Source organism: Pseudomonas sp. DCB_AW (assembly GCF_026240895.1).
In the GTDB taxonomy this organism is placed as follows: domain Bacteria; phylum Pseudomonadota; class Gammaproteobacteria; order Pseudomonadales; family Pseudomonadaceae; genus Aquipseudomonas; species Aquipseudomonas kermanshahensis.
The window spans coordinates 1-22,372 of the sequence record NZ_JAPFCE010000040.1 but is presented as its reverse complement, the minus strand read 5'-3'; the positions used below and the strand labels follow the sequence as shown (position 1 = coordinate 22,372).

General features: G+C 62.6%; 22 protein-coding genes. 9 read left to right on the top strand and 13 right to left on the bottom strand.

The window, feature by feature from the left end; translation table 11 throughout:
• Nucleotides 1-69 precede the first annotated feature (69 nt).
• Complete coding sequence (locus OO306_RS19425) at nt 70-1,473, top strand: aminoacyl-tRNA deacylase and HDOD domain-containing protein (RefSeq protein WP_099430806.1); 1,404 nt, start codon at nt 70-72, stop codon at nt 1,471-1,473.
• 131 nt (nt 1,474-1,604) lie between these two features.
• Here OO306_RS19425 and OO306_RS19420 read toward each other — a convergent pair whose 3' ends face one another.
• The 4 genes from OO306_RS19420 to OO306_RS19405 form a co-directional block, all read right to left on the bottom strand.
• Nucleotides 1,605-1,979 (bottom strand): helicase, encoded by a 375-nt coding sequence (locus OO306_RS19420; protein WP_027592140.1) that lies wholly within the window; start codon nt 1,977-1,979, stop codon nt 1,605-1,607.
• A gap of 147 nt (nt 1,980-2,126) precedes the next feature.
• On the bottom strand, nt 2,127-2,426 hold the full coding sequence (locus OO306_RS19415) for an HU family DNA-binding protein (protein WP_265969647.1): 300 nt from the start codon (nt 2,424-2,426) through the stop codon (nt 2,127-2,129).
• Nucleotides 2,427-2,614: 188 nt separating this feature from the next.
• Complete coding sequence (locus OO306_RS19410) at nt 2,615-3,763, bottom strand: NAD(P)/FAD-dependent oxidoreductase (RefSeq protein WP_099430808.1); 1,149 nt, start codon at nt 3,761-3,763, stop codon at nt 2,615-2,617.
• Between the two features lie 34 nt (nt 3,764-3,797).
• Nucleotides 3,798-3,965 carry a rubredoxin gene (locus OO306_RS19405; RefSeq protein ID WP_027592137.1) on the bottom strand — a complete coding sequence of 56 codons (168 nt, stop codon included), beginning with the start codon at nt 3,963-3,965 and terminating at the stop codon, nt 3,798-3,800.
• 169 nt (nt 3,966-4,134) lie between these two features.
• On the opposite strand from OO306_RS19405, the gene OO306_RS19400 reads away from it, so the two are divergent.
• Entirely contained in the window at nt 4,135-4,692 is a 558-nt protein-coding gene (locus tag OO306_RS19400; RefSeq protein ID WP_027592136.1) for a chorismate lyase, read from the top strand.
• Nucleotides 4,692-5,582 (top strand): 4-hydroxybenzoate octaprenyltransferase, encoded by an 891-nt coding sequence (ubiA, locus tag OO306_RS19395; protein WP_027592135.1) that lies wholly within the window; start codon nt 4,692-4,694, stop codon nt 5,580-5,582. The genes OO306_RS19400 and ubiA overlap by 1 nt, the downstream gene beginning before the upstream one ends.
• A 202-nt stretch (nt 5,583-5,784) precedes the next feature.
• On the opposite strand, the gene OO306_RS19390 is transcribed toward ubiA, so the two are convergent.
• Nucleotides 5,785-6,153, bottom strand: a complete 369-nt coding sequence (locus OO306_RS19390; protein WP_238210105.1) for a hypothetical protein — start codon at nt 6,151-6,153, stop codon at nt 5,785-5,787.
• 172 nt (nt 6,154-6,325) lie between these two features.
• Here OO306_RS19390 and phoB point away from each other — a divergent pair, with 172 nt between their 5' ends.
• The 3 genes from phoB to OO306_RS19375 all read left to right on the top strand — a co-directional run bounded on the left by phoB (nt 6,326) and on the right by OO306_RS19375 (nt 9,848).
• Nucleotides 6,326-7,015, top strand: coding sequence for a phosphate regulon transcriptional regulator PhoB (gene phoB, locus OO306_RS19385; RefSeq protein ID WP_003253341.1), 690 nt, complete (start codon nt 6,326-6,328; stop codon nt 7,013-7,015).
• Between the two features lie 45 nt (nt 7,016-7,060).
• Complete coding sequence (gene phoR / locus OO306_RS19380; protein WP_027592133.1) at nt 7,061-8,368, top strand: phosphate regulon sensor histidine kinase PhoR; 1,308 nt, start codon at nt 7,061-7,063, stop codon at nt 8,366-8,368.
• 139 nt (nt 8,369-8,507) lie between these two features.
• Nucleotides 8,508-9,848 carry a hemolysin family protein gene (locus OO306_RS19375; protein WP_027592132.1) on the top strand — a complete coding sequence of 447 codons (1,341 nt, stop codon included), beginning with the start codon at nt 8,508-8,510 and terminating at the stop codon, nt 9,846-9,848.
• 16 nt (nt 9,849-9,864) lie between these two features.
• On the opposite strand, the gene OO306_RS19370 is transcribed toward OO306_RS19375, so the two are convergent.
• From OO306_RS19370 to OO306_RS19335, 8 genes are all read right to left on the bottom strand, one after another.
• Nucleotides 9,865-10,761, bottom strand: coding sequence for a peptidoglycan DD-metalloendopeptidase family protein (locus tag OO306_RS19370; RefSeq protein ID WP_265969646.1), 897 nt, complete (start codon nt 10,759-10,761; stop codon nt 9,865-9,867).
• Nucleotides 10,762-10,996: 235 nt separating this feature from the next.
• Nucleotides 10,997-11,887 (bottom strand): response regulator, encoded by an 891-nt coding sequence (locus OO306_RS19365; RefSeq protein WP_027592130.1) that lies wholly within the window; start codon nt 11,885-11,887, stop codon nt 10,997-10,999.
• 165 nt (nt 11,888-12,052) lie between these two features.
• Entirely contained in the window at nt 12,053-12,823 is a 771-nt protein-coding gene (gene phoU, locus OO306_RS19360) for a phosphate signaling complex protein PhoU (RefSeq protein WP_027592129.1), read from the bottom strand.
• Between the two features lie 94 nt (nt 12,824-12,917).
• Complete coding sequence (pstB, locus tag OO306_RS19355; protein ID WP_027592128.1) at nt 12,918-13,751, bottom strand: phosphate ABC transporter ATP-binding protein PstB; 834 nt, start codon at nt 13,749-13,751, stop codon at nt 12,918-12,920.
• A 72-nt stretch (nt 13,752-13,823) separates the two neighbouring features.
• On the bottom strand, nt 13,824-15,494 hold the full coding sequence (gene pstA / locus OO306_RS19350; RefSeq protein WP_265969645.1) for a phosphate ABC transporter permease PstA: 1,671 nt from the start codon (nt 15,492-15,494) through the stop codon (nt 13,824-13,826).
• Nucleotides 15,495-15,511: 17 nt separating this feature from the next.
• On the bottom strand, nt 15,512-17,800 hold the full coding sequence (locus OO306_RS19345) for an ABC transporter permease subunit (protein WP_265969644.1): 2,289 nt from the start codon (nt 17,798-17,800) through the stop codon (nt 15,512-15,514).
• A gap of 139 nt (nt 17,801-17,939) precedes the next feature.
• Nucleotides 17,940-18,938: a phosphate ABC transporter substrate-binding protein PstS gene (locus tag OO306_RS19340; RefSeq protein WP_027592125.1), complete on the bottom strand. Its 999-nt coding sequence runs from the start codon at nt 18,936-18,938 to the stop codon at nt 17,940-17,942.
• Between the two features lie 214 nt (nt 18,939-19,152).
• Nucleotides 19,153-20,442 carry an MFS transporter gene (locus OO306_RS19335; RefSeq protein WP_027592124.1) on the bottom strand — a complete coding sequence of 430 codons (1,290 nt, stop codon included), beginning with the start codon at nt 20,440-20,442 and terminating at the stop codon, nt 19,153-19,155.
• A gap of 356 nt (nt 20,443-20,798) precedes the next feature.
• Here OO306_RS19335 and OO306_RS19330 point away from each other — a divergent pair, with 356 nt between their 5' ends.
• From OO306_RS19330 to OO306_RS19320, 3 genes are all read left to right on the top strand, one after another.
• Nucleotides 20,799-21,197: an acyl-CoA thioesterase gene (locus tag OO306_RS19330; RefSeq protein ID WP_003253317.1), complete on the top strand. Its 399-nt coding sequence runs from the start codon at nt 20,799-20,801 to the stop codon at nt 21,195-21,197.
• Between the two features lie 72 nt (nt 21,198-21,269).
• Nucleotides 21,270-22,166, top strand: a complete 897-nt coding sequence (locus OO306_RS19325; RefSeq protein WP_265969643.1) for a D-hexose-6-phosphate mutarotase — start codon at nt 21,270-21,272, stop codon at nt 22,164-22,166.
• Between the two features lie 103 nt (nt 22,167-22,269).
• A partial coding sequence (locus OO306_RS19320) for a hypothetical protein (protein ID WP_265969651.1) occupies nt 22,270-22,372 on the top strand: 103 nt, incomplete at its 3' end.

Sequence of the window (22,372 nt, the reverse complement as noted above, 5' to 3'; positions counted from 1 at the left end):
CACAATGGATCCAGATTTGCGGCGGGACTGGTTATACTTCGCGTTTAAAAGAATTAGTGGATACGGACCATGACTGAAGTTGCCCTGGACACCGCAACCCCACACGCGCCCTCTGTTATCCGGCTGCTGCTCGATAAGGTTGGCGTCACCTACCGCGAAGTGCTCGAGCATGCGCAATTGCCTGCCGCCTCGCGGGTGCAGGCGGTGCTCCTCGACGACGAAGTCGGCGCCCTGATGGTGTTGTTCCCGCAGAGCCAGCTGCTTGACCTGAATCGCCTGACCGAGCTGACCGGCCGCAAGCTGACCGCCGTATCGGTCCCCCGGCTCAAGCAGATGCTCGACAAGCACCACCTCAAGCGCCTGCCGGGCATTCCGGCGTTGACCAGCTCGCCGTGCCAGTACGAAAAAAGCCTGCTCGACTGCGAGACGGTGCTGATTCAGTCCGGCGAAGCTGGCCTGTTGCTGGAAATCGACCGCGCGAACTTCAAGCGCATGCTCGCCAAGGCCAGCGCCAGCAGCTTTGGCCAGGAGGTGAAGGCCATCAGCCCGAACCTCGACCGGCCCGATGACGACTCCCACGAAATCACCCAGGCGGTCCAGGCCTTTACCGCGCGACGTATCCAGAAGCGCCTGGAAGAAACCATCGAAATCCCGCCATTGGCCGACACGGCGCAGAAAATCATCAAGCTGCGGGTAGACCCCAACGCCAGCATCGATGACATCACCGGCGTGGTCGAGACCGACCCTGCGCTGGCTGCGCAGGTGGTCAGCTGGGCGGCATCGCCCTACTACGCCTCGCCAGGCAAGATCCGTTCAGTGGAAGACGCCATCGTGCGCGTGCTGGGCTTCGACCTGGTCATCAACCTGGCCTTGGGGCTGGCCCTGGGCAAGACCCTGAGCCTGCCCAAGGACCACCCGCAGCAGGCCACTCCGTATTGGCAGCAGTCGATCTACACCGCAGCCATCATCGAAGGCCTGACCCGCGCCATGCCGCGGGCAGAGCGCCCGGAAGCCGGCCTGACCTACCTGGCGGGGCTGCTGCACAACTTTGGCTATCTGCTGCTGGCGCACGTGTTCCCGCCGCACTTCTCGCTGATCTGCCGGCACCTGGAGGTCAACCCGCACCTGTGCCACACCTATGTGGAACAGCACCTGCTGGGCATCAACCGCGAACAGATCGGCGCGTGGTTGATGAAGCTGTGGGACATGCCAGAAGAGCTCTCGACGGCGCTGCGCTTCCAGCACGACCCGTCTTATGACGGCGACTATGCAGCGTTCCCCAACCTGGTGTGCCTGGCGACGCGCCTGCTGCGTTCGCGCGGTATTGGCTCGGGGCCTCAGGAAGAGGTACCCGATGAACTGCTGGAGCGGTTGGGGGTGACTCGGGAGAAGGCCGAGGATGTGGTGAACAAGGTGCTGGAGGCCGAAACCCTGCTGCGGGAACTGGCATCGCAGTTTCACGCCCCGCACTAATAGCTTGGGGCGTCCTGCGCACCCGTTGTAGGAGCAGCCTTGCGCTGCGAAGAGGCCGGTGAAAACACAGTGAATCTTCGCTGCAGTCACCGGCCTCTTCGCAGCACAAGGCTGCTCCTACAGGGCCAGGCTTAGCGCTTTTTCTTCGGCTTGAGGTACTTCATCAAGCCCTGGAACCACATCACCAACGCCGGATTGCCCTTGATCTGGATGTGCTTGTCCTGAATCCCCTGCATGAAGGCCAACTGCTTGTTGCTTGCCTGCAGCGTGGCGAACCCGTAAGCGGCATCTTTGAACGCAATGGCGAACGCCGGCTGCGGGTGCACGCCACCTTTGCTGCTGATGCGCTCGTCGCTGACGATGAAGTGCCGGGCGATTTTGCCGTCCAGGGTCTGCATCTGGAATACCAGATCCTTGTCCTTGAGCTGCTGCTTGAACGCCGGGTTGTTACGGCTGGCCCTGGCCATCAACAGCCCCATCGCCCAGAGAAGAAAGCGGAACTTCATCAACGCGCCTCGAATAAAAAATGACTGAGTCGCGCAGTTTATCCTCTTCCAGAACTATTTATGCAAGTTCGAAACATATCCCTACAGAAAGCACAACGGGCGCCCTGGGGCGCCCGCTGAACCGACACTGGGGATGTCAGGATTCGATCACTTGCCTTTCTTGGCTGGCTTGGCCGGTACGTCGACGCTTTCACGCAGGTTCTTGCCTGGCTTGAAGGCTACGGTGTTGCTGGCCTTGATCTTCACCGGCTCGCCGGTCTGGGGGTTCTTGCCGGTACGCGCACCACGGTGACGTTTTTCAAAGGTGCCGAAACCGACCAGGGTCACGGTCTCCTTGTCCAGCGCACCGGTAATGCTGTCGAGGATCGCATTCAGCACCACGTTGGCCTTTTCCTTGGTCAGATCGGCCTTTTCGGCGATGACAGCGGCGAGTTCTGGTTTGCGCATAGTGAAGCCTCTTTGACGGGATTTTTTGTTGTTATGCCGTGCTGCCTCTGGGAGCAGCGCTCAAGGCACCGCAGGCTCTAATCTGCGGCAGACGGGAGTGAGAATGGCACGCTCACCGAGGCCGCGCCAGTATCTGGGCGGCCATTGTGCGGGCAATAACAGGATAAATCCGACAGAACGCCCGCTATTTACGCCATTACCGGGGGTAACTGACGATTCAGCGCCAGCTTTTCCATCACGGCCGCACCGGTCAGGGCATAGCCCAGCAGCTTGCCGTCGGCATCGTGGCAGAGCACCTTGAGGTCGCTGCCCTGCCCCTCCACCTGCCAGTTGCCGTCGTGCCCTTGCGGGGGCGGCGAGACCACCAGCGGGCATGCGGGGGTCTTCACGGTGATCGGCATCGCCCCGTAACTGACGGCCGTGGGGTTGCCGGCCAGGGTTTGCGCCAAGGCGCGGGCACAGCTCATCAGCGGCATCACATAGAGCAGGTTGATGCCGTCCACCTCAGCGCAGTCGCCCAGGGCGAAGATATTGGCGTGGGACGTGCGCAACTGCCGGTCCACCACCACGCCGCGATTAGTCTGCAGGCCAGCAGCGGCGGCCAGATCAGTACGCGGGCGCAAGCCGATGGCTGAAACCACCAGGTCGCAGGCGATCACGCTACCGTCGGACAGGTGCGCCTCAAGGCCCTGCGCAACCTGCTGCAGGCGCGTCAGCACCGGGCCCAGGTGGAAGCGCACGCCAAGGCCTTCAAGCCCGGCCTGCACGGCAGCGGCGGCGGCTGGGTGCAACAGGGTCGGCATCACCTGCTCGCACGGGGCCACCACCTCGACCTGGAACCCGCCCAGGCTCATGTCATTGGCGAATTCGCAGCCAATCAGGCCGGCGCCCAGAATCAACACGCGCTGCTTGCCAGCAGCGGCGGCGCGAAAGCGTGCGTAGTCCTCCAGGTCGTTGATCGGGAATACCTGCCCGCCAGCGTCGCCCTCGATCGGCACCTGCACGGTCTGGGCGCCCCAGGCCAGCACCAGGTCGCGATAGGCCACGGCCTCTTCGCCGATCCACAGGCGCTTGTGGCCGGGGTCGATGCCGCTGATACGGGTGTGGGTGCGGATTTCGGCCTTGAGCTGCTCGGCCATCGCACCTGGCTCGGCCATGCACAACCCATCGGCATCCTTGAGCTTGGCAAAACCCGTGGAGAGCATGGGCTTGGAGTAGGAACGACCATCGTCGGCGGTAATCAACAGCAGCGGCGTCTCGCCATCGAGCTTGCGAAATTCACGGGCCAGGTTGTAGCCGGCCAGGCCAGTACCGATGATGACTACGGGGGACGTCATGTCGTGCTTACCTCAGGGTGGTAAAAGGGGATGATCAGCCGATGGCGATCATTTCGAAGTCGCTCTTGCCGACGCCGCAGTCGGGGCACAGCCAGTCTGCAGGCACGTCTTCCCAGCGGGTGCCGGGGGCGATGCCGTCGTCGGGCCAGCCTTCGGCTTCGTCGTAGATCAGGCCACAGACAATACATTGCCATTTTTTCATCGGTACGGATTCCTCGTTTCAGGCTCGGGCTTGTGTCGCTGCTGATGGCCCCCCAGGGGGCCGCCGCGCAATCTTTGGGGGCTTTTTACTGGCCCTGCCAGCAGTATGCAAGCAGTCGGGGCAATCATGCTAAGCTCGCCGCCTCTCTGGCTGTAACAAGCATACCGACGTGTCGTACGAATCCCCGCAAGCAGCCGCTGTCGCGTGGCTGCCGTATTCACAGCTGGCGACCGAGATCGACCAGCCGACCCTGGACTGGCTGTTCGACGAGGGCTCGCTGACCCGCCGCCTGACCCGCCTGTCCCACGATCATTTCTCCGTCACCCCGCTGCTGGAAGGCTGGCAGCCACTGCGTGATGACGAATGCCTGGCCCTGGGCATCGCGCCGGGGGCGCAAGGCTGGGTGCGCGAGGTGTACCTGCGTGGCCACGGCCAGCCCTGGGTGTTCGCCCGCAGCGTGGCCAGCCGCAGTGCCCTGGAGCGCGGTGGCCTGGACCTCGAGACCCTGGGCAGCCGCTCGCTGGGCGAGTTGCTGTTCTGTGACCAGGCGTTCATTCGCCACCCCCTGCAAGTGTGCAGTTATCCACAGGCCTGGTTACCGACCGAGGCCCGCCATGATGCGCTTTGGGGCCGACGCTCACGCTTTGAGCGGGACGGCCTGGACCTGCTGGTAGCCGAGGTGTTCCTGCCAGCCCTGTGGCAAGCGGCCAAGGAGGAAAACCGCTGATGTACCTGCAACTGCTCAAGTCGCTCAACCGCGTGCACCCGCGCGCCTGGGACTTTGTCCAGCTCAGCCGCATGGACCGCCCCATCGGCATTTACCTGCTGCTGTGGCCGACCCTGTCGGCTGTATGGATTGCAGGGCAAGGTTCGCCGACCCTGGCCAACGTGCTGATCTTCGGCCTCGGCGTGGTGCTGATGCGCGCTGCAGGCTGCTGCATCAATGACTTTGCCGACCGCAAGGTCGATGGCCACGTCAAACGCACCGCCGACCGCCCCTTGGCCAGCGGCCGGGTCAAGCCCCGCGAGGCGCTGGCACTGTTCGCGATCCTGGTCGGGGTGAGCTTCCTGCTGGTGCTGTGTACCAACAGCCGGACCGTCTGGCTGTCGTTCGGCGCCGTGGCCTTGGCGTTCTGCTACCCGTTCATGAAGCGCTACACCTATTACCCGCAGGTGGTGCTGGGCGCCGCGTATTCCTGGGGTATCCCCATGGCGTTCACCGCTGCCGGGGGCGAGCTGCCGGCCAGTGCCTGGCTGCTGTACATCGCCAACCTGCTGTGGACCGTGGGCTACGACACCTACTACGCCATGGTCGACCGCGACGATGACCTGAAGATCGGCGTCAAATCGACGGCCATCCTGTTTGGCGAAGCCGATCGGGTGATCATCCTGACCTTGCAGTTGCTGTCGTTGGCTTGCCTGCTGTTGGCCGGGAGCCGCTTCGAGCTGGGCGGCTGGTTCCACCTGGGGCTGCTGGGGGCGGCGTTGTGCTTTGCCTGGGAGTTCTGGTCGACGCGCAAACTGGACCGCGAGTCGTGCTTCAAGGCGTTTCTGCACAATCACTGGGCGGGATTGCTGGTGTTCATTGGGGTCGTGCTGGATTACGCACTGCGCTGACTCTTCTGGGGCTGCTTTGCAGCCCATCGCGGCACAAGGCCGCTCCCACAGGGTCCTCCATACGCCGATCAATGTGGGAGCAACTGTCTTGTGGTGCTTGTTCCGGCCGCATCGCTGGCAAGCCCACACAGAGTCCTGCATACGCCGATCAATGTGGGAGCGGCCTTGTGCCGCGAAGGGCCGCACAGCGGCCCCGGCTATGTCACGGCTTGGCCACGTGCCAGACGTCTTTCATGCCGTCACCGGTGGTATCGCCAGCCTTCTTGTCCTTGACGAAGGTGTACAGCGGCTTGCCGTCATAGGCCCATTGCATCGTGCCATCGTCACGCTTGATCTTTGTCCACTTGCCATCGGCCTTTTCCCCATCCATCACCTTCAACGGCGGCCAATTCGTTGCGCAATCACCATTGCACATCGACTTGCCCCCAGCGTCCTTGTCAAAGGTGTACAGCGTCATGCCGGCATGATCGACCCACATGCCATCCTTCTCCATCGCATGGTGGGCTGAGGCCACCCCCGGGAGTGCCAGCGCAGCAAGAAGGGCCATCCAGCTCAGCGTATGTCGTGTCATTGGATTCACCATTGTTTCCGGGGAAATGAGTTCTGATAGCCGCCGCAGCGGCCCTTTCAAGCCTAGTCCAGTCATGGAATGTCGCCAGAACAGCCAATGCTCTGTCACACAGCTGCAATAATTCCGTTATCTAATGCGGGCCAGACACGATTTTCCAGGAGAGGTTTTGAGCATGGTTGGCAGGAACATTCTGATCGTCGACGACGAAGCGCCTATTCGCGAGATGATCGCCGTTGCATTGGAAATGGCCGGCTACGACTGCCTGGAAGCGGAGAACTCGCAACAGGCCCACGCGATCATCGTCGACCGCAAGCCTGACCTGATCCTGCTCGACTGGATGCTGCCGGGCACCTCGGGCATCGAACTGGCCCGCCGCCTGAAGCGTGACGAGCTGACCGGGGACATCCCGATCATCATGCTCACCGCCAAAGGTGAAGAGGACAACAAGATCCAAGGCCTGGAAGTGGGCGCCGATGACTACATCACCAAACCCTTCTCGCCCCGCGAGCTGGTCGCCCGCCTGAAAGCCGTGCTGCGTCGCACCGGCCCGAGCGACAGCGAGGCGCCGATCGAAGTCGGTGGCCTGCTGCTTGACCCGATCAGCCACCGCGTGACCATCGACGGCAAACCGGCCGAGATGGGCCCCACCGAATACCGCCTGCTGCAGTTCTTCATGACCCACCAGGAGCGCGCCTACACCCGTGGCCAGTTGTTGGACCAGGTTTGGGGCGGCAACGTCTATGTCGAGGAGCGTACCGTCGACGTGCACATCCGCCGCTTGCGCAAGGCGCTGGGTGAAGCCTACGAAAATCTGGTACAAACCGTCCGCGGCACTGGCTACCGTTTCTCGACCAAGAGCTGATACGCCTGCACGCCTGGCTGCACGACGTTGTACAAGGACCGTCAATTGAACCAGAACTGGCACGCGACCCTGATTCGCCACCTGCTGCTGCTTATCTCTGTCTGCCTGCTCGGCGGGCTGGTCAGCGGTTATTACGGCTGGAGCCTGGCCATCGGCCTGGCCCTGTACCTGGGTTGGACCCTCAAGCAGCTGCTGCGCCTGCATGACTGGCTGCGCAACCATCAACCCGACGAGGCCCCGCCAGACGGCTACGGCCTGTGGGGCGAAGTGTTCGACAGCATCTACCACCTGCAACGTCGCGACCAACGCGTACGCGGCCGCCTGCAGGCGGTGATCGACCGGGTGCAGGAGTCCACTGCCGCGCTGCGCGACGCGGTGATCATGCTCGACAGCGACGGCAACCTGGAATGGTGGAACCGCGCCGCCGAAACCCTGCTGGGCTTCAAGACCCCGCAGGACGGCGGCCAACAGGTGACCAACCTGGTGCGCCACCCTCGCTTCAAGGAATACTTCGAAGCGGAGAACTACGTCGAACCGCTGGAAATCCCTTCGCCGATCAATGACCGGATGCGTGTGCAGCTGCACATCACCCGCTACGGCAATAACGAGCACCTGATGCTGGTGCGCGATGTCACCCGCATCCATCAGCTCGAACAGATGCGCAAGGACTTCGTCGCCAACGTTTCCCATGAGTTGCGTACGCCGCTGACGGTGATTACCGGCTACCTGGAAACCTTGCTCGACAACGTCGAGGATGTGAACCCGCGCTGGACCCGAGCCCTGCAGCAGATGAGCCAGCAAGGTTCACGCATGCAGACCCTGCTCAATGACTTGCTGTTGCTGGCCAAGCTGGAGGCCACCGACTACCCCTCCGACAACCTGCCCGTGCCCGTCGATGCCCTGCTGCAGTCGATCAAGGGCGATGCCCAGGCGCTGTCCGGCCCCCGTAACCAGCGCATCAGCCTGGAAGCCGCACCCGGCGTCAGCCTCAAGGGCAGCGAGGCAGAGCTGCGCAGTGCGTTCTCAAACCTGGTGTTCAACGCGGTCAAGTACACCCCGGACGAGGGCAGCATTCGTATCCGCTGGTGGGCCGATGCCCAGGGTGCGCACCTCAGCGTGCAGGATTCGGGTATCGGCATCGATGCCAAGCATTTGCCACGGCTGACCGAGCGCTTCTACCGCGTCGACTCCAGCCGGGCGTCCAATACCGGGGGCACGGGGTTGGGCCTGGCGATCGTCAAGCATGTGCTGCTGCGCCATCGCGGGCGCTTGGAGATCAGCAGCGTGCCGGGGCATGGCAGCACCTTTACCTGTCACTTTGCGCCGGCACAATTGGCCAACGGCAAGGGTTGAGAAGGCTGCACTGCAACCCCATCAAGACCATCACCCTTTGCTTTTGCGGCTTCAACCGCTACATTGGATCCCCTGTGCCAGCCTGTGCTGGCACTTTTTTTCTCCATTCCTCAAAGACGGACCCCGTAAAAACTCCATCATGGACCCTTCCCCTGGTATCAGCCTCACCTCGTTATTCGCCGATTTCGGCATGATCATCTTTGCCTTGCTCCTGGTGCTGCTCAACGGCTTTTTCGTTGCCGCCGAGTTCGCCATGGTCAAGCTGCGCTCAACCCGCGTCGATTCCATCGCCGAACTGCACGGCTGGCGTGGCAGCATCCTGCGCAAGGTGCACAACCAGCTCGACGCCTACCTGTCCGCCTGCCAGCTGGGCATCACCCTCGCCTCCTTGGGCCTGGGCTGGGTCGGCGAGCCGGCGTTCGCCCACCTGCTGGAGCCGCTGCTGGCCTACATGGGCGTGGACACGCCAGAGCTGATCAAGGGCATTTCGTTCTTCGTCGCCTTCTTCGTCATCTCTTACCTGCACATCGTGGTCGGTGAGCTGGCGCCCAAGTCCTGGGCAATCCGCAAGCCCGAGCTGCTGTCGCTGTGGACCGCGGTGCCGCTGTACCTGTTCTACTGGGCGATGTACCCGGCCATCTACCTGCTCAATGCCAGCGCCAACACCATCCTGCGCATTGCTGGCCAAGGTGAGCCTGGCCCGCACCACGAGCATCACTACAGCCGCGAAGAGCTCAAGCTGATCCTGCACTCCAGCCGTGGCCAGGACCCGAGCGACCAGGGCATGCGCGTGCTGGCCTCGGCAGTGGAAATGGGCGAGCTGGAAGTGGTCGACTGGGCCAACTCCCGCGAGGACATGGTCAGCATCGACGCGCACGCGCCGCTCAAGCAGATCCTGGCCCTGCTGCGCCGCCACAAGTTCAGCCGTTACCCGGTCTACGACGCCGAACGCGAAGAGTTCACCGGGTTGCTGCACATCAAGGACCTGTTGCTGGAGTTGGCCGAACTCGACCACCTGCCCGAAACCATCGACCTCGAAGACCTGGCCCGCCCGCTGGAGCGGGTTTCCCGGCATATGCCGCTGTCGCAGTTGCTGGAGCAGTTCCGCAAGGGCGGCGCGCATTTCGTGCTGGTCGAGGAAGCCGATGGCAAGGTAATCGGCTACCTGACCATGGAAGACGTGCTGGAAGTACTGGTCGGCGATATCCAGGATGAACACCGCAAGACCGAGCGCGGCATCCTCGCCTACCAGCCGGGCAAGCTGCTGGTGCGTGGTGACACGCCGCTGTTCAAGGTCGAGCGCCTGCTGGGCATCGACCTGGACCACATCGAGGCTGAAACCCTGGCAGGTCTGGTGTATGAAACGCTCAAGCGCGTCCCTGAAGAGGAAGAAGTGCTTGAGGTTGAAGGCCTGCGCATCATCATCAAGAAGATGAAAGGGCCGAAGATCGTGCTGGCCAAGGTGCTGAAGCTGGATTGACCTTACGGTCCCTCGTTCAGGGGTTGCCCGCCGTAAAGTCGGGCAGCCCACTGATCGGCCTGTCGAACTGATAGGGTATCGACTCCAGCGCCAACCCCACGTTGCGCTGCACCACAAAATGCAGGTGCGGGCCGGTGCTGTTGCCGGTGTTGCCGGACTTGGCCAGCATCTGCCCCTGCTTCACCCGCTGCCCCTCAGCCACCACCACCGAACCGCGCATCAGGTGCAGGTACACGCCCATGGTGCCGTCGGCGTGCAGGACCCTGACAAAATTGCCCGACGGGTTGCTGCCACGCCCGGTCTGGCTGTTCTCGACATTCACCACCACCCCTTCCCGGGCCGCAATGATGGTCGTGCCCTCAGGCATGGCGATATCCATGGCATAGCGCCCCTTGGGGCCAAAATGGCTGAAGCGGCCGTTGGGCCCCTGCGTCACCCGAAACGGCCCGCCCAGCCAGGGGAAGGCGTACCGATAACCCTGAGGCCGCAGCCCCGGGTCGCCCATTGCCTGCAGCAGCGTCGAGCGATAGCCCAGCAACGTCCCAGGGCGGCCCCGCAGCACGCTGAGCAACTGAGTTGAACGCCCTGGCAGCACCCTGCGCACGATCCGCGGCGCATTGCCGCCTTGGGCGTTGATCAGCTTGTCCAGGTGCAATTCGACCTGCACCGGCACATGCGATTCATTGCGCGCAGAAAAGCTCACGCCGCCCTGGAATACGATTGCGTTAAGCCGCACCTGGCTTTCCTGGCGCTCGACCATGGATTCATGCAGCTCGATCGGCTTGGCCCCGGGGCCTGGCCGGTCGGTATAGGCACCCACACCGTTGGCATCGGTAATCGGGTAGAGGGTCACGCCCAGGCTCGACGCCGAGGCCATGAGCAATGCACAAAACAGCAGCAGGCGGGCGGGCATGATAGTGGCTTTTTGACAGTTGTGATCTGTCGAAGCCTAGCAGCCGGTTTGGCGGGGGATATGACAGTTGGTCGGATGGTTATTCCGCGCCAAATACGAACCCTTGTAGGAGCGGCCTTGCGTCGCGAAGGGCCGCAAAGCGGCCCCAACAATATCTGCGTCAACGTCGAAATCGTGGGGCTGCTGCGCAGCCCTTTCGCGACGCAAGGCCGCTCCTACAAAGTGGCAGCGTGGATCAGGCGCCGGGCGTGAAGTGCTTCTGCGCCGTGCCGCGGGCAATCAGCCGCGACAGGTAGTCGAGCTTCTGCGCATCCTGATCGACGAACTTGAAGGTCAGCTGCAGCCAGTCACTGTCTGGCTTGGGCTCCAGCGCCGCAACGGCATGCAGGTAACCGTTCAGGCGCGCGACTTCGGCGTTTTCGCCTTGCTCCAGGTCCAGTACCGCGCCCTCCAGCACCTGCGGCAGCGCTTCGCTGCGGCGCACCACCAGCAGCGCCTCTTTCAGGCTCAACGCCTTGATCACGCACGGCTGTGTGCCGCTAGACAGGCGCAACTGGCCTTGGCCACGGCCACTGGGTGCAGCCGCAGGCGGTGCCGGTGCGTTGATCAACGGCTTGGCCGGCGCGGCAGCAGGCGCCGCGACCTTGACGGCTTCAGGCTTGCCGCCCGTCAGCGCGCTCAGCGAATCGTTGGCAAACGCCGAATTCGCCCGCGCAGGCCCCGTGGCCATCAGGCTGTCGAGTTTGCCGATCTTGGTCAGGGCTTTCTTTACCTTGGTCAGCAACTGCTCGTTGGTGAACGGCTTGCCGACAAAATCGGACACACCGGCCTGAATGGCCTGGATCACGTTCTCCTTGTCACCACGGCTGGTCACCATGATGAACTGCAGGCTTTTCAACGCGGGCTGCTGACGGCACCAGCTGAGCAGCTCCAAGCCCGACATCTCGGGCATTTCCCAGTCGCACAGGACCAGGTCGAACGGCTCCTTGCCCAACATGGCCATAGCCTTGCGACCGTTGACCGCATCGTCGATGACCATGCCCGGAAAGGCATTGCGCAGGCACTTCCTGACCAGATCGCGGATGAACGGGGCGTCATCCACGACCAGCACATTGACTTTACTCATCGATACTCCTCTTGAATCCCGACTAGCCTACCGGCAAGTGATGGCTACTTGCCACAACTGCGCGTGGAGCGGGACTTCTTCACACCGTTCGCGGGTGCCTGATGGCTGCTCGACCGCAAACGAAAACGCCCGGCCTAAGCCGGGCGTTGAGGCTCGGGAGCAATACTATTTATCGTCCGCTTGGCCCGGAACATTAGCGCTTTCGGCCTCATCGCCGCTGGTGCCCTGCACTTCCGCCTTCATGCGCTTGAGGCCCATGTGGCGGACGTCGGTGCCGCGCACCAGGTAAATCACCAGCTCGGAAATGTTGCGGGCGTGGTCGCCGATACGCTCCAGCGAACGCAAGGCCCAGATGACGCTCAGCACCCGCGAAATCGAACGCGGGTCTTCCATCATGTAGGTCACCAGCTCGCGCAGTGCGGTCTTGTACTCGCGGTCGATGGTCTTGTCGTACTGCGCCACCGACAACGCCAGGTCGGCATCGAAGCGGGCAAAGGCGTCCAACGCATCGCGCACCATGTTGCGCACCTGGTCGCCGATGTGGCGCACCTCAACGTAGCCGCGTGGCGACTCGCCTTCTTCGCAAAGCTGGATGGCGCGGCGGGCGATCTTGGTCGACTCGTCACCGATGCGTTCCAGGTCGATCACCGACTTGGAGATGCTGATGATCAGGCGCAGGTCGGACGCCGCTGGCTGGCGGCGGGCGAGGATGCGGACGCACTCCTCGTCGATGTTGCGCTCCATCTGGTTGATCTGCTCATCGACCTCGCGCACCTGCTGAGCCAGGCCGGAATCGGCCTCAATCAGCGCGGTTACCGCGTCGTTGACCTGTTTCTCGACCAGGCCGCCCATGGCCAGGAGGTGGCTGCGCACCTCTTCGAGCTCGGCGTTGAACTGCTGGGAGATGTGATGCGTAAGGCTTTCTTTGTTGATCATCGTTTCGCTCCGCGAAAAAGCTGCAAGCCTCAAGCCGCAAGCTTCAAGTCGTTCGTGTTATCCCTTGGCCCCAGGCCTGCGGCTGGCAGACCGACTAGCCATAGCGACCAGTGATGTAGTCTTCGGTCTGCTTCTTCGCTGGGTTGGTGAACAGGGTATCGGTGTCCCCGAATTCGACCAGTTTGCCCATATACATGAAGGCGGTGTAGTCCGAGACGCGCGCCGCCTGTTGCATGTTGTGGGTCACGATGACGATGGTGTACTTGGATTTCAATTCGTAGATCAGCTCTTCGACCTTCAGCGTCGAGATCGGGTCCAGTGCCGAGCACGGTTCGTCGAGCAGCAATACTTCTGGCTCCACGGCGATGGTGCGGGCAATGACCAGACGTTGCTGCTGGCCACCCGACAGGCCCAGGGCCGAATCGTGCAGGCGGTCTTTGACCTCATCCCACAGGGCGGCGCCCTTCAGTGCCCATTCGACGGCTTCGTCGAGGGTGCGCTTCTTGTTGATACCCTGGATGCGCAGGCCGTAGACGACGTTCTCGTAGATGGTCTTGGGGAACGGGTTCGGCTTCTGGAACACCATGCCCACACGGCGGCGCAGCTCGGCCACGTCTTCGCCCTTGCGGTAGATATTGGTGCCATACAGGTTGATGGCGCCCTCCACGCGGCAACCGTCAACCAGGTCGTTCATGCGGTTGAAGGTACGCAGGAGGGTCGACTTGCCGCAGCCGGACGGGCCGATGAAGGCGGTCACGCGCTGCTTGGGGATATTCATGCTGACGTCGAACAAGGCTTGCTTGTCGCCGTAGAACAGGCTCAGGCCCGGTACTTCGATGGCCACGGTCTCTTCGGCCAGGCGCAGGCTCTGCTTGTCGCGGCCCAGGGCAGACATGTCGATGCCGTGGGTATGGGATTCGTGCTGCATGGTCAACTCCATACGCTATCAATTCGTTTCAAAGGGCCGCCCGGCTTGCAGGCGGCACGCTTGTAATCAGGATCAGTGGTCCAGCGCCTTGTACTTCTCGCGCAGGTGGTTACGGATCCACACCGCCGAGAGGTTGAGGGTGGCGATCACCAGCACCAGCAGCAGCGCGGTGGCGTACACCAGCGGCCGTGCGGCCTCGACGTTAGGGCTCTGGAAGCCGACGTCATAGATGTGGAAGCCCAAGTGCATGATCTTCTGGTCCAGGTGCAGGTACGGGTAGTTGCCATCCAGTGGCAACGACGGCGCCAGCTTCACCACACCCACCAGCATCAGTGGCGCCACTTCACCGGCGGCGCGGGCCACGGCGAGGATCATGCCAGTCATCATGGCCGGGCTGGCCATCGGCAGGACGATTTTCCACAGGGTCTCGGCCTTGGTCGCGCCCAGGGCCAGCGAGCCCTCGCGCACGGTGCGTGGAATCCGCGCCAGGCCTTCTTCGGTGGCCACGATCACCACCGGTACCGCCAGCAGCGCCAGGGTCAGCGAGGCCCACAGCAGGCCCGGGGTACCCAGGGTGGGTGCCGGCAGCGACTCGGGGAAGAACAGCCGGTCGATCGAGCCACCCAGTACATAGACGAAGAAGCCCAGGCCGAACACGCCGTAGACGATCGCCGGTACACCCGCCAGGTTGTTCACCGCGATGCGGATCAGGCGCGTCACCGGGCCCTGCTTGGCGTATTCGCGCAGGTAGACTGCAGCCAGCACGCCGAACGGGGTCACGATCACGGCCATGATCAGGGTCATCATCACGGTACCGAAGATGGCCGGGAAGATGCCGCCTTCGGTGTTGGCTTCACGCGGGTCGTCGCTGAGGAACTCCCAGACCTTGGCGAAGTAAGTGCCCATCTTGGTCAGCCCGGACATGCCGTTCGGCTGGATGGCGTGCACCACCTTGCTCAGGTTGATCTCCACTTCGCGGCCGTTGGCATCACGTGCCACCAGGCTGTCACGGGAGAAGGCCTGGTGCAGGCCGCTGAGGCGGTCTTCGATGGCCTTGTAGCGGCTGTTCAGCTCGGCACGCTCGGCGTCCATGTCGGCCTGGGCAGCGGCGTCGAGCTTGCCCTCCAACTCCAGCTTGCGGCTATGCAAACGCAGGCGTTCAAGGCCATGGTTGATGGCGCCGATGTCTTTTTTCTCGAGTTGCTGCAATTCGCCATTGAGCTGGTTGGCGCGCTTGAGGCGGGCCTGCAGTTCGTTCCAGGCAGCAGGGCCTTCGGCGACCACGCGGCCTTCTTCCTTGACGCTGACCAGGTAGCCGTAGAAGTTGCCCCACTCGCGGCGTTCCAACGCCATCAGGTCGACCGGGCGTTGCTCATCGACCAGCCAGTCGCCCACCACCCAGGTGAAGTCGCTGCCGTTGAGGTCGCGGTTACCGACCTTGATCAGCTCACGGGTCATGAACTCCGGGCCCTGATCAGGTACCGGCAAGCCGGCACCCTTCAGGCGTGCACGGGGCACTTCTTCTTTTTGCACCACTTCGCCGACGACGATGTGATCAGCCTGGCCAGGCACCTTGTAGGTGGCCTGGACCAGGTCGGCCGGCCAGAAGTGGCCCAGGCCTCGCACGGCGATGACCGACAGCAGACCGATGGTCATGATCACCGCCATGGCAACCGCGCCACCGCTGATCCAGACGCCTGGGGCGCCGCTCTTGAACCAGCCTTTGAGGGAATCCTTTTTCACGGATCTCTACCTTTCTATCAAAGCGACGAGTATTTCTTGCGCAGACGCTGGCGAATCAGCTCGGCCAAGGTGTTCATGATGAAGGTGAACATCAGCAGCACGAGGGCCGCCAGGAACAGCACGCGATAGTGGCTGCCACCGACTTCCGACTCCGGCATTTCTACCGCCACGTTGGCGGCCAGGGTGCGCATGCCTTCGAACAGGTTCATCTCCATCACCGGGGTGTTGCCGGTGGCCATGAGCACGATCATGGTCTCGCCCACCGCACGGCCCATGCCGATCATCAGCGCCGAGAAGATACCCGGGCTGGCGGTGAGGATGACCACGCGGGTCAGGGTCTGCCACGGCGTCGCACCCAGGGCCAGGGAGCCCAGGGTCAGGCTGCGCGGCACGCTGAACACGGCGTCTTCGGCAATCGAGTAGATGTTCGGGATGACCGCGAAGCCCATGGCGATACCGACTACCAGGGCGTTGCGCTGGTCGTAGGTGATGCCCAGGTCGTTGGTGATCCACAGGCGCATGTCGCCGCCGAAGAACCAGGTCTCCAGGTAAGGGCTCATGGTCAGGGCGAACCAGCCGGTGAACAGAATCACGGGGATCAGGATCGCCGCTTCCCAGCCATCCGGCACGCGCAGGCGGATCGACTCCGGCAGGCGGCTCCAGACGAAACCGGCCAGCAGGATGCCGAACGGCATCAGCAGGAACAGGCTGAACACACCCGGCAAGTGGCCTTCGAGGTACGGCGCGAGGAACAGGCCGGCGAAGAAGCCGAGGATCACCGTCGGCATCGCTTCCATCAGCTCGATCACCGGCTTGACCTTGCGGCGCATGCCAGGGGCCATGAAGTAGGCGGTGTAGATGGCGGCGGCAATGGCCAGCGGGGCGGCCAGGATCATCGCGTAGAACGCAGCCTTCAGGGTACCGAAGGTCAGCGGCGACAGGCTCAGCTTAGGCTCGAAGTCGGTGTTCGACGCAGTCGACTGCCAGACGTACTTGGGCTCGTCATAGTTCTCGTACCAGACCTTGCCCCACAGCGCGCTGAAGGAGACTTCCGGGTGAGGGTTCTTCAGGCTCAGCGGCAGCAGCTTGCCGCCTTCCTCGATGATGATGCGGTTGGCACGCGGCGACAGGGCCAGGATACCAGCGCCTTCTGCAGCCGGCTCGACCAGCAGGGTGCGGTGCGCGGTGCTGTGGAACACACCAAGCTTGCCTTCGGCGTCCAGGGCGATGAAGCCCTTGCGGCGCTCTTCGGCATCGATCTGGACGATCGGTGCAGTGCCCATCTGGAAGCTGCGGATCAACTTGAAGCGCGACTCGCCATCGGGATCGCGGGCCATGAACCACTGGTTCAAGCCACCTTTGGAGTCACCGAAGATCAGCGAGATACCGCCCACCAACTGGCCACTGGCCGTGATCTCGGCATTGCCATCTTCCAGCAGCTTGTAGCGGCCGTTGAGGCTCTTGTCGCGCAGGCTGAAGACGTCGGCGGTGGCACGGCCGTTGACCACGTACAGCCATTGCTGGCGCGGGTCGACGTAGATGGCCTTGACCGGTTCGGTCATCTGCGGCAGGTCGATACGGTTCTGCTCGCTGGTGACCTCGCCGGTCATCATGTTCTCTTCGCGGGTCAGCTGGGTGACCTGCAGGTGCGAACCGGTGGAACCTGCCAGCAGCAGGGTTTCGCCGTTGACGTTGACGCTCACGTGCTCCAGAGGGCGGCCCTGGTCGTCAAGCACGAACGCGTCCTTGCCGTAGGGGTAGTCGATGCCTGGGGTGATGGTCTTCTTGTTGTCCGGGTAGGTGATCTTGTAGGTGTGGTGGAACACCAACGCCTGACCATTGGACAGACCCAGCACAACCAGCGGGCTACCCGGCTGATCGGTGCTGATAGAACTCACCTGGGTACCGGCCGGCACTGGCAGGTCGACGCGCTGCAGCTCGGCACCGGTCTTGGTGTCGAAGAACAGTGCCTGCCCCTTGTCAGAAACCCGCATGCCCACCAGGTTTTGCTCTTCAAGCGCGATCATCAGCGGCTTGCCGGCATCCTGTTGCAGCCAGGTCGGCTCCAGGGCCTTCTTGCTGGTCAGCTCGGCGCCCTGGAACAGCGGCAGCACCACGTAGGCCAGGTAGAAGAAAATCAGGGTAATAGCCGCCAATACGGCAAGCCCGCCCACCAGTACATACCAGCGGGTCAGGCGGTCCTTGAGCGCACGCATGCGGCGCTTGCGTTGCAACTCGGGCGTATTGAAGTCAATCCGCACGGGTTGGGAATTTTGGGTCATGGTGGAGTTGGCCAGATCATTCATGCGCACACCCTAGCGGTCCCGTATGACAAAAACATGACAATGCAGTGACGCAAGAAAGCCCGACGCTCAGGGGTTCTGGCTTCGGACTGAGAATTCGTGGAAGCGGCCGGGCTTAGGCACCGGCCGCTTCCTCAGTTACTTACTTCTTTGCGACGTTACCAGCGTGGGACAGGCCCAGGTCAGCCAGGGTCTTGTCGACCACTTTGGCCGGCAGCGGGATGTAGCCATCCTTCACCACGACCTGCTGGCCAGCTTGCGACAGCACCAGCTTGATGAACTCGGCGTCCAGCGGGGCCAGAGGCTTGTTCGGGGCCTTGTTGACGTAGACGTACAGGAAGCGGGACAGCGGGTACTTGCCGTTCAGGGCGTTTTCTTCGTTGTCTTCGATGAACTCGCCGCCTTCTTTCTTGGCCAGGGCTACGGTCTTGACGCTAGCGGTCTTGTAGCCGATGCCCGAGTAGCCAATGCCGTTCAGCGAGGAGCTGATCGACTGCACGACCGAAGCCGAGCCAGGCTGTTCGTTGACGTTAGGCTTGAAGTCGCCTTTGCACAGGGCTTCTTCCTTGAAGTAGCCGTAGGTGCCCGATACCGAGTTACGGCCGAACAGCTGCACTGGCTTGTTGGCGAGGTCGCCGGTCACGCCCAGGTCGCCCCAGGTTTTGACATCGGCCTTGGCGCCACACAGGCGAGTGGACGAGAAGATCGCATCGACCTGAGCCATGGTCAGGCCCTTGATCGGGTTGTCCTTGTGGACGAATACAGCCAGGGCGTCAACGGCGACCGGGATGGCGGTCGGCTTGTAGCCGTACTTCTGCTCGAAGGCCTGCAGCTCGACGTCCTTCATCTTGCGGCTCATCGGGCCCAGGTTGGCGGTGCCTTCGGTCAGCGCGGGTGGCGCGGTGGAGGAGCCGGCGGCCTGGATCTGGATGTTTACGTTCGGATATTCCTTCTTGTAGGCCTCGGCCCACAGGGTCATCAGGTTGGCGAGGGTGTCCGAACCGACGCTGGAGAGGTTGCCCGAAACACCGGTGGTCTTGGTGTAGGTCGGGATTGCTGGGTCGACAGCGGCTACCGCATTGGCGGTTGCAACGCCAGCGGCGGCGAAGGTAAGGGCCGCCATCAAACGCTTCAGTTTCATGCCTTGCTCCTAGCAGGAATATTGGGGGTGTTGGATGGATCGGGCCCAAGTATCTGCAGGCCGCATGAATACGATATGACTTCAATGTGACAATTGGATGAAAGGCCATCACCGGGTGCCGGGGATGGCCTTTTCAAGATGTTGCAAGGAGGCGCGGGGTAACCGCTCAGGCTCTTCGCCTCCCCCAATGAGGGAGGCAATTGATGCAAGCCGATCAGCGCTTATTGGCGAACAGATAAACGCCTACGGCCAGCCCGACAGCACACAGCCCCGCCACGTAATAGGCCGGCGCCATTGGGCTGACCTTCAACAGCGCGGTCACCACCATCGGCGTCAGCCCGCCGAAGATGGCGTAGGCGACGTTGTAAGAGAACGACAAGCCGCTGAAACGCACCACCGGTGGGAAGGCCTTGACCATCACATAGGGCACGGCGCCGACGATACCGACGCACAGGCCGGTCAGCGCATACAGCGGGAACAGCAGGTCGGGGCGGGTCGGCAGGCTGTGGTAGAAGGTCCAGGAGCTCGCCAGCAACAGCAGGCTGCCGACGATGAACACACGCCCAGCGCCGATGCGGTCGGCCAGGCTACCGGCACCGATGCAGCCGAGGCTGAGCAGCACAATGGCCAGGCTGTTGGCCTTGAGCGAGTCGGTTGGGCTGATTTGGTAGAAGCTCTGCAGCAGCGCCGGGGTCATCAGGATCACCACCACGATGCCGGCCGACAGCAACCAGGTCAGCAGCATCGACAAGATGATCGCGCCACGGTGATCACGCAGCACGGCACGCAGCGGCAGCTCTTCGGCCAGGGCCTTGCGCTGCTGCATCTCGGCGAACACTGGGGTTTCGTGCAGCCAGCGGCGCAGGTACACCGAGAACAGGCCGAACACACCCCCCAGCAAAAACGGTATACGCCAGGCGTAATCGGCAACTTCACCTGGGGTGTAAATGCTGTTGATCAGGGTCGCGACCAGCGAGCCGAGCAAAATGCCCGAGGTCAGCCCGGCGGTCAGCGTGCCGCAGGCGTAGCCGGTATTGCGCGCTGGTACGTGCTCCGAGACGAACACCCAGGCGCCGGGCACTTCGCCACCAATCGCCGCGCCCTGAATCACGCGCATCAGCAGCAGCAAAACCGGTGCCCACAGGCCAATCTGCGCGTAGGTCGGCAGCAGGCCCATGATCAGGGTGGGCAGCGCCATCATGAAGATGCTCAGGGTGAACATCTTCTTGCGCCCGAGCAGGTCACCGAAGTGCGCCATGACGATGCCGCCCAGTGGCCGCGCCAGGTAGCCGGCGGCGAAGATGCCGAACGTCTGCATCAAGCGCAGCCATTCCGGCATGTCGGCAGGGAAGAACAGCTTGCCGACCACCGTGGCGAAGAACACGAAGATGATGAAGTCGTAGAACTCCAGTGCACCGCCCAGGGCGGACAGTGAAAGGGTCTTGTAGTCGCTGCGGGTCAGCGGCCGTGAAGGCTGCTCGATACTGCTCGGCACGGAGGTCATCGATCTTTCTCTTGTAGGTCATGCAGGCCGCTTGGCGCGCGACTTCTGGATTGGTAGACGAGCGAAGATAGCAAATTGCCGAGGCGCGCCGAAAGCGATACAAAAACCATACAGATATTCATGAATGCGCGGTCGTCGCTGGCCGTTATGCTCTATATACTGGCCGTTCGTAGGAAAAGGTTGCTCCTAGCGTGGGATGTTGTGCGAAAACGCCGGTCTGCATGTCAGGCGGTTTCGCAGAGTTTCCCTACGGCCGCCCAGTGAAACGAAATCGGCGTAGTATGTTTCCAGCTGAATCGTTTACCCGGCCTTTGCGCCACACCAACGAAAGCGTCACGGGTCAGAGGCCCCATCGCATGATTGAGCTCGAACAAGAAGATCCAATCCCGCAAGGCGACCTGGCCTTGCAAATCACCGCACTCCCTCGTGAGACCAACGGCTTTGGTGACATCTTTGGCGGCTGGCTGGTCGCTCAGATGGATTTGGCCGGCACTGCCATGGCCAGCCGTGTCGCGGGTGGCCGTGTGGCCACGGTGGCCATCGATCGCATGGCCTTCCTGGTCCCGGTCGCCGTGGGCGCCCAGCTGTCGTTCTATACCCAGACCCTGGAAATCGGCCGCAGCTCGATCCAGATGATGGTCGAAGTGTGGAGCGACGACCCGCTGTCCAGCGAATGGCGCAAGGTGACCGAAGCGGTATTCGTCTTCGTCGCCATCGACGGCAGTGGCCGCACCCGCTCTGTGCCTCGTCGCTGAGCTACGCCGGCGGTAAACTCATTGCACGTGCCCGGGTCCAAGGCCCACAGGGCAATCAATGAGACGAGTGCAATGGCTACTTTCAAGGTCGACACCGAGCAACACGGCGAACTCAATTGCTGGCGCATCACCAGCGAGCATGCCGAACTACTGATCGCCCAGCAGGGCGCGCAGATCCTCAGCTACCAGCGTGTGGGCGAACCGCCGCTGCTGTGGCTGAGCGACCAGGCCATTTTCCGCCAGGGCAAATCCGTGCGCGCTGGGGTACCGGTGTGCTGGCCGTGGTTTGGCAACCTGCAGCGCAACCCCGCGTCTGTACAAAATATGTACAAGGGCGAACAAGCCCCCGCTCATGGGCTGGTGCGGGGTCGCGACTGGCAGTTGAACAGGGCCGAGCAGGTCGGCGACACAATTCAGATCGAATTCGAGCTGCCTGCGGCTCAAGGTGACTTGCCCGGCTGGCCGCATGAGGTCGAGCTGAAGCTGCTGATCGAGCTGGGCGAACAGCTGAACGTGACGCTGACCAGCTATAACCTCGGCAACGACAGTGTGACCATCAGCCAAGCCCTGCACAGCTACTTCGCCGTCAGCGACGTGCGCCAGGCGCGGGTCGAGGGTGTGGAGGGGTTGAGCTACATCGAGACCTTGGCCGACTGGGAGCAGCGCCAGCAGCAAGGTGCGCTGGCATTTGCCGGGGAGACTGACCGGATCTACCTGGCTACCCCGCAAACCCTGAGCATTGTCGACCCCCACTGGGCGCGGCGGATTACCCTGACCAGCAGTGGCTCGCGCTCGGCGGTGATCTGGAACCCGTGGACCGAGCGGGCGCGGGAGCTGCCGGACATGGCGGATGATGGCTGGCAGCGGATGCTGTGCATCGAGACGGCGAATGTGTGGGATGACGTGGTGGAATTGAAGCCTGGCGCGAGCCATTCGCTGGGCGTGCAGATTGGTTGTGAAATGATCTGAGTTTTGCAGTGGTTTTGCGGGCCTGTTCGCGGGTAAACCCGCTCCCACAGGTACTGCACCGCATTCGAAATGGGTGAAGTACCTGTGGGAGGAGGTAAGTCCAATGTCTGTCCCCAAACGCTCCGTCGAAGATGCGCCACTCAATGCGTTCCATCGCAAACTGACGGTCTATTCCGCCGGTGGCCCGTTCCTCGACGGCTATGTGC

Coding starts and splice junctions, on each gene's coding strand:
- OO306_RS19345 (WP_265969644.1), bottom strand. CDS start 17,800: ATGAATGATCTGGCCAACTCCACCATGACCCAAAATTCCCAACCCGTG.
- phoU (WP_027592129.1), bottom strand. CDS start 12,823: ATGATCAACAAAGAAAGCCTTACGCATCACATCTCCCAGCAGTTCAAC.
- OO306_RS19365 (WP_027592130.1), bottom strand. CDS start 11,887: ATGAGTAAAGTCAATGTGCTGGTCGTGGATGACGCCCCGTTCATCCGC.
- OO306_RS19425 (WP_099430806.1), top strand. CDS start 70: ATGACTGAAGTTGCCCTGGACACCGCAACCCCACACGCGCCCTCTGTT.
- OO306_RS19335 (WP_027592124.1), bottom strand. CDS start 20,442: ATGACCTCCGTGCCGAGCAGTATCGAGCAGCCTTCACGGCCGCTGACC.
- OO306_RS19405 (WP_027592137.1), bottom strand. CDS start 3,965: ATGAAAAAATGGCAATGTATTGTCTGTGGCCTGATCTACGACGAAGCC.
- pstB (WP_027592128.1), bottom strand. CDS start 13,751: ATGCAGCACGAATCCCATACCCACGGCATCGACATGTCTGCCCTGGGC.
- OO306_RS19330 (WP_003253317.1), top strand. CDS start 20,799: ATGATTGAGCTCGAACAAGAAGATCCAATCCCGCAAGGCGACCTGGCC.
- OO306_RS19390 (WP_238210105.1), bottom strand. CDS start 6,153: ATGACACGACATACGCTGAGCTGGATGGCCCTTCTTGCTGCGCTGGCA.
- OO306_RS19410 (WP_099430808.1), bottom strand. CDS start 3,763: ATGACGTCCCCCGTAGTCATCATCGGTACTGGCCTGGCCGGCTACAAC.
- OO306_RS19370 (WP_265969646.1), bottom strand. CDS start 10,761: ATGCCCGCCCGCCTGCTGCTGTTTTGTGCATTGCTCATGGCCTCGGCG.
- OO306_RS19375 (WP_027592132.1), top strand. CDS start 8,508: ATGGACCCTTCCCCTGGTATCAGCCTCACCTCGTTATTCGCCGATTTC.
- OO306_RS19325 (WP_265969643.1), top strand. CDS start 21,270: ATGGCTACTTTCAAGGTCGACACCGAGCAACACGGCGAACTCAATTGC.
- OO306_RS19415 (WP_265969647.1), bottom strand. CDS start 2,426: ATGCGCAAACCAGAACTCGCCGCTGTCATCGCCGAAAAGGCCGATCTG.
- OO306_RS19420 (WP_027592140.1), bottom strand. CDS start 1,979: ATGAAGTTCCGCTTTCTTCTCTGGGCGATGGGGCTGTTGATGGCCAGG.
- phoB (WP_003253341.1), top strand. CDS start 6,326: ATGGTTGGCAGGAACATTCTGATCGTCGACGACGAAGCGCCTATTCGC.
- ubiA (WP_027592135.1), top strand. CDS start 4,692: ATGTACCTGCAACTGCTCAAGTCGCTCAACCGCGTGCACCCGCGCGCC.
- OO306_RS19340 (WP_027592125.1), bottom strand. CDS start 18,938: ATGAAACTGAAGCGTTTGATGGCGGCCCTTACCTTCGCCGCCGCTGGC.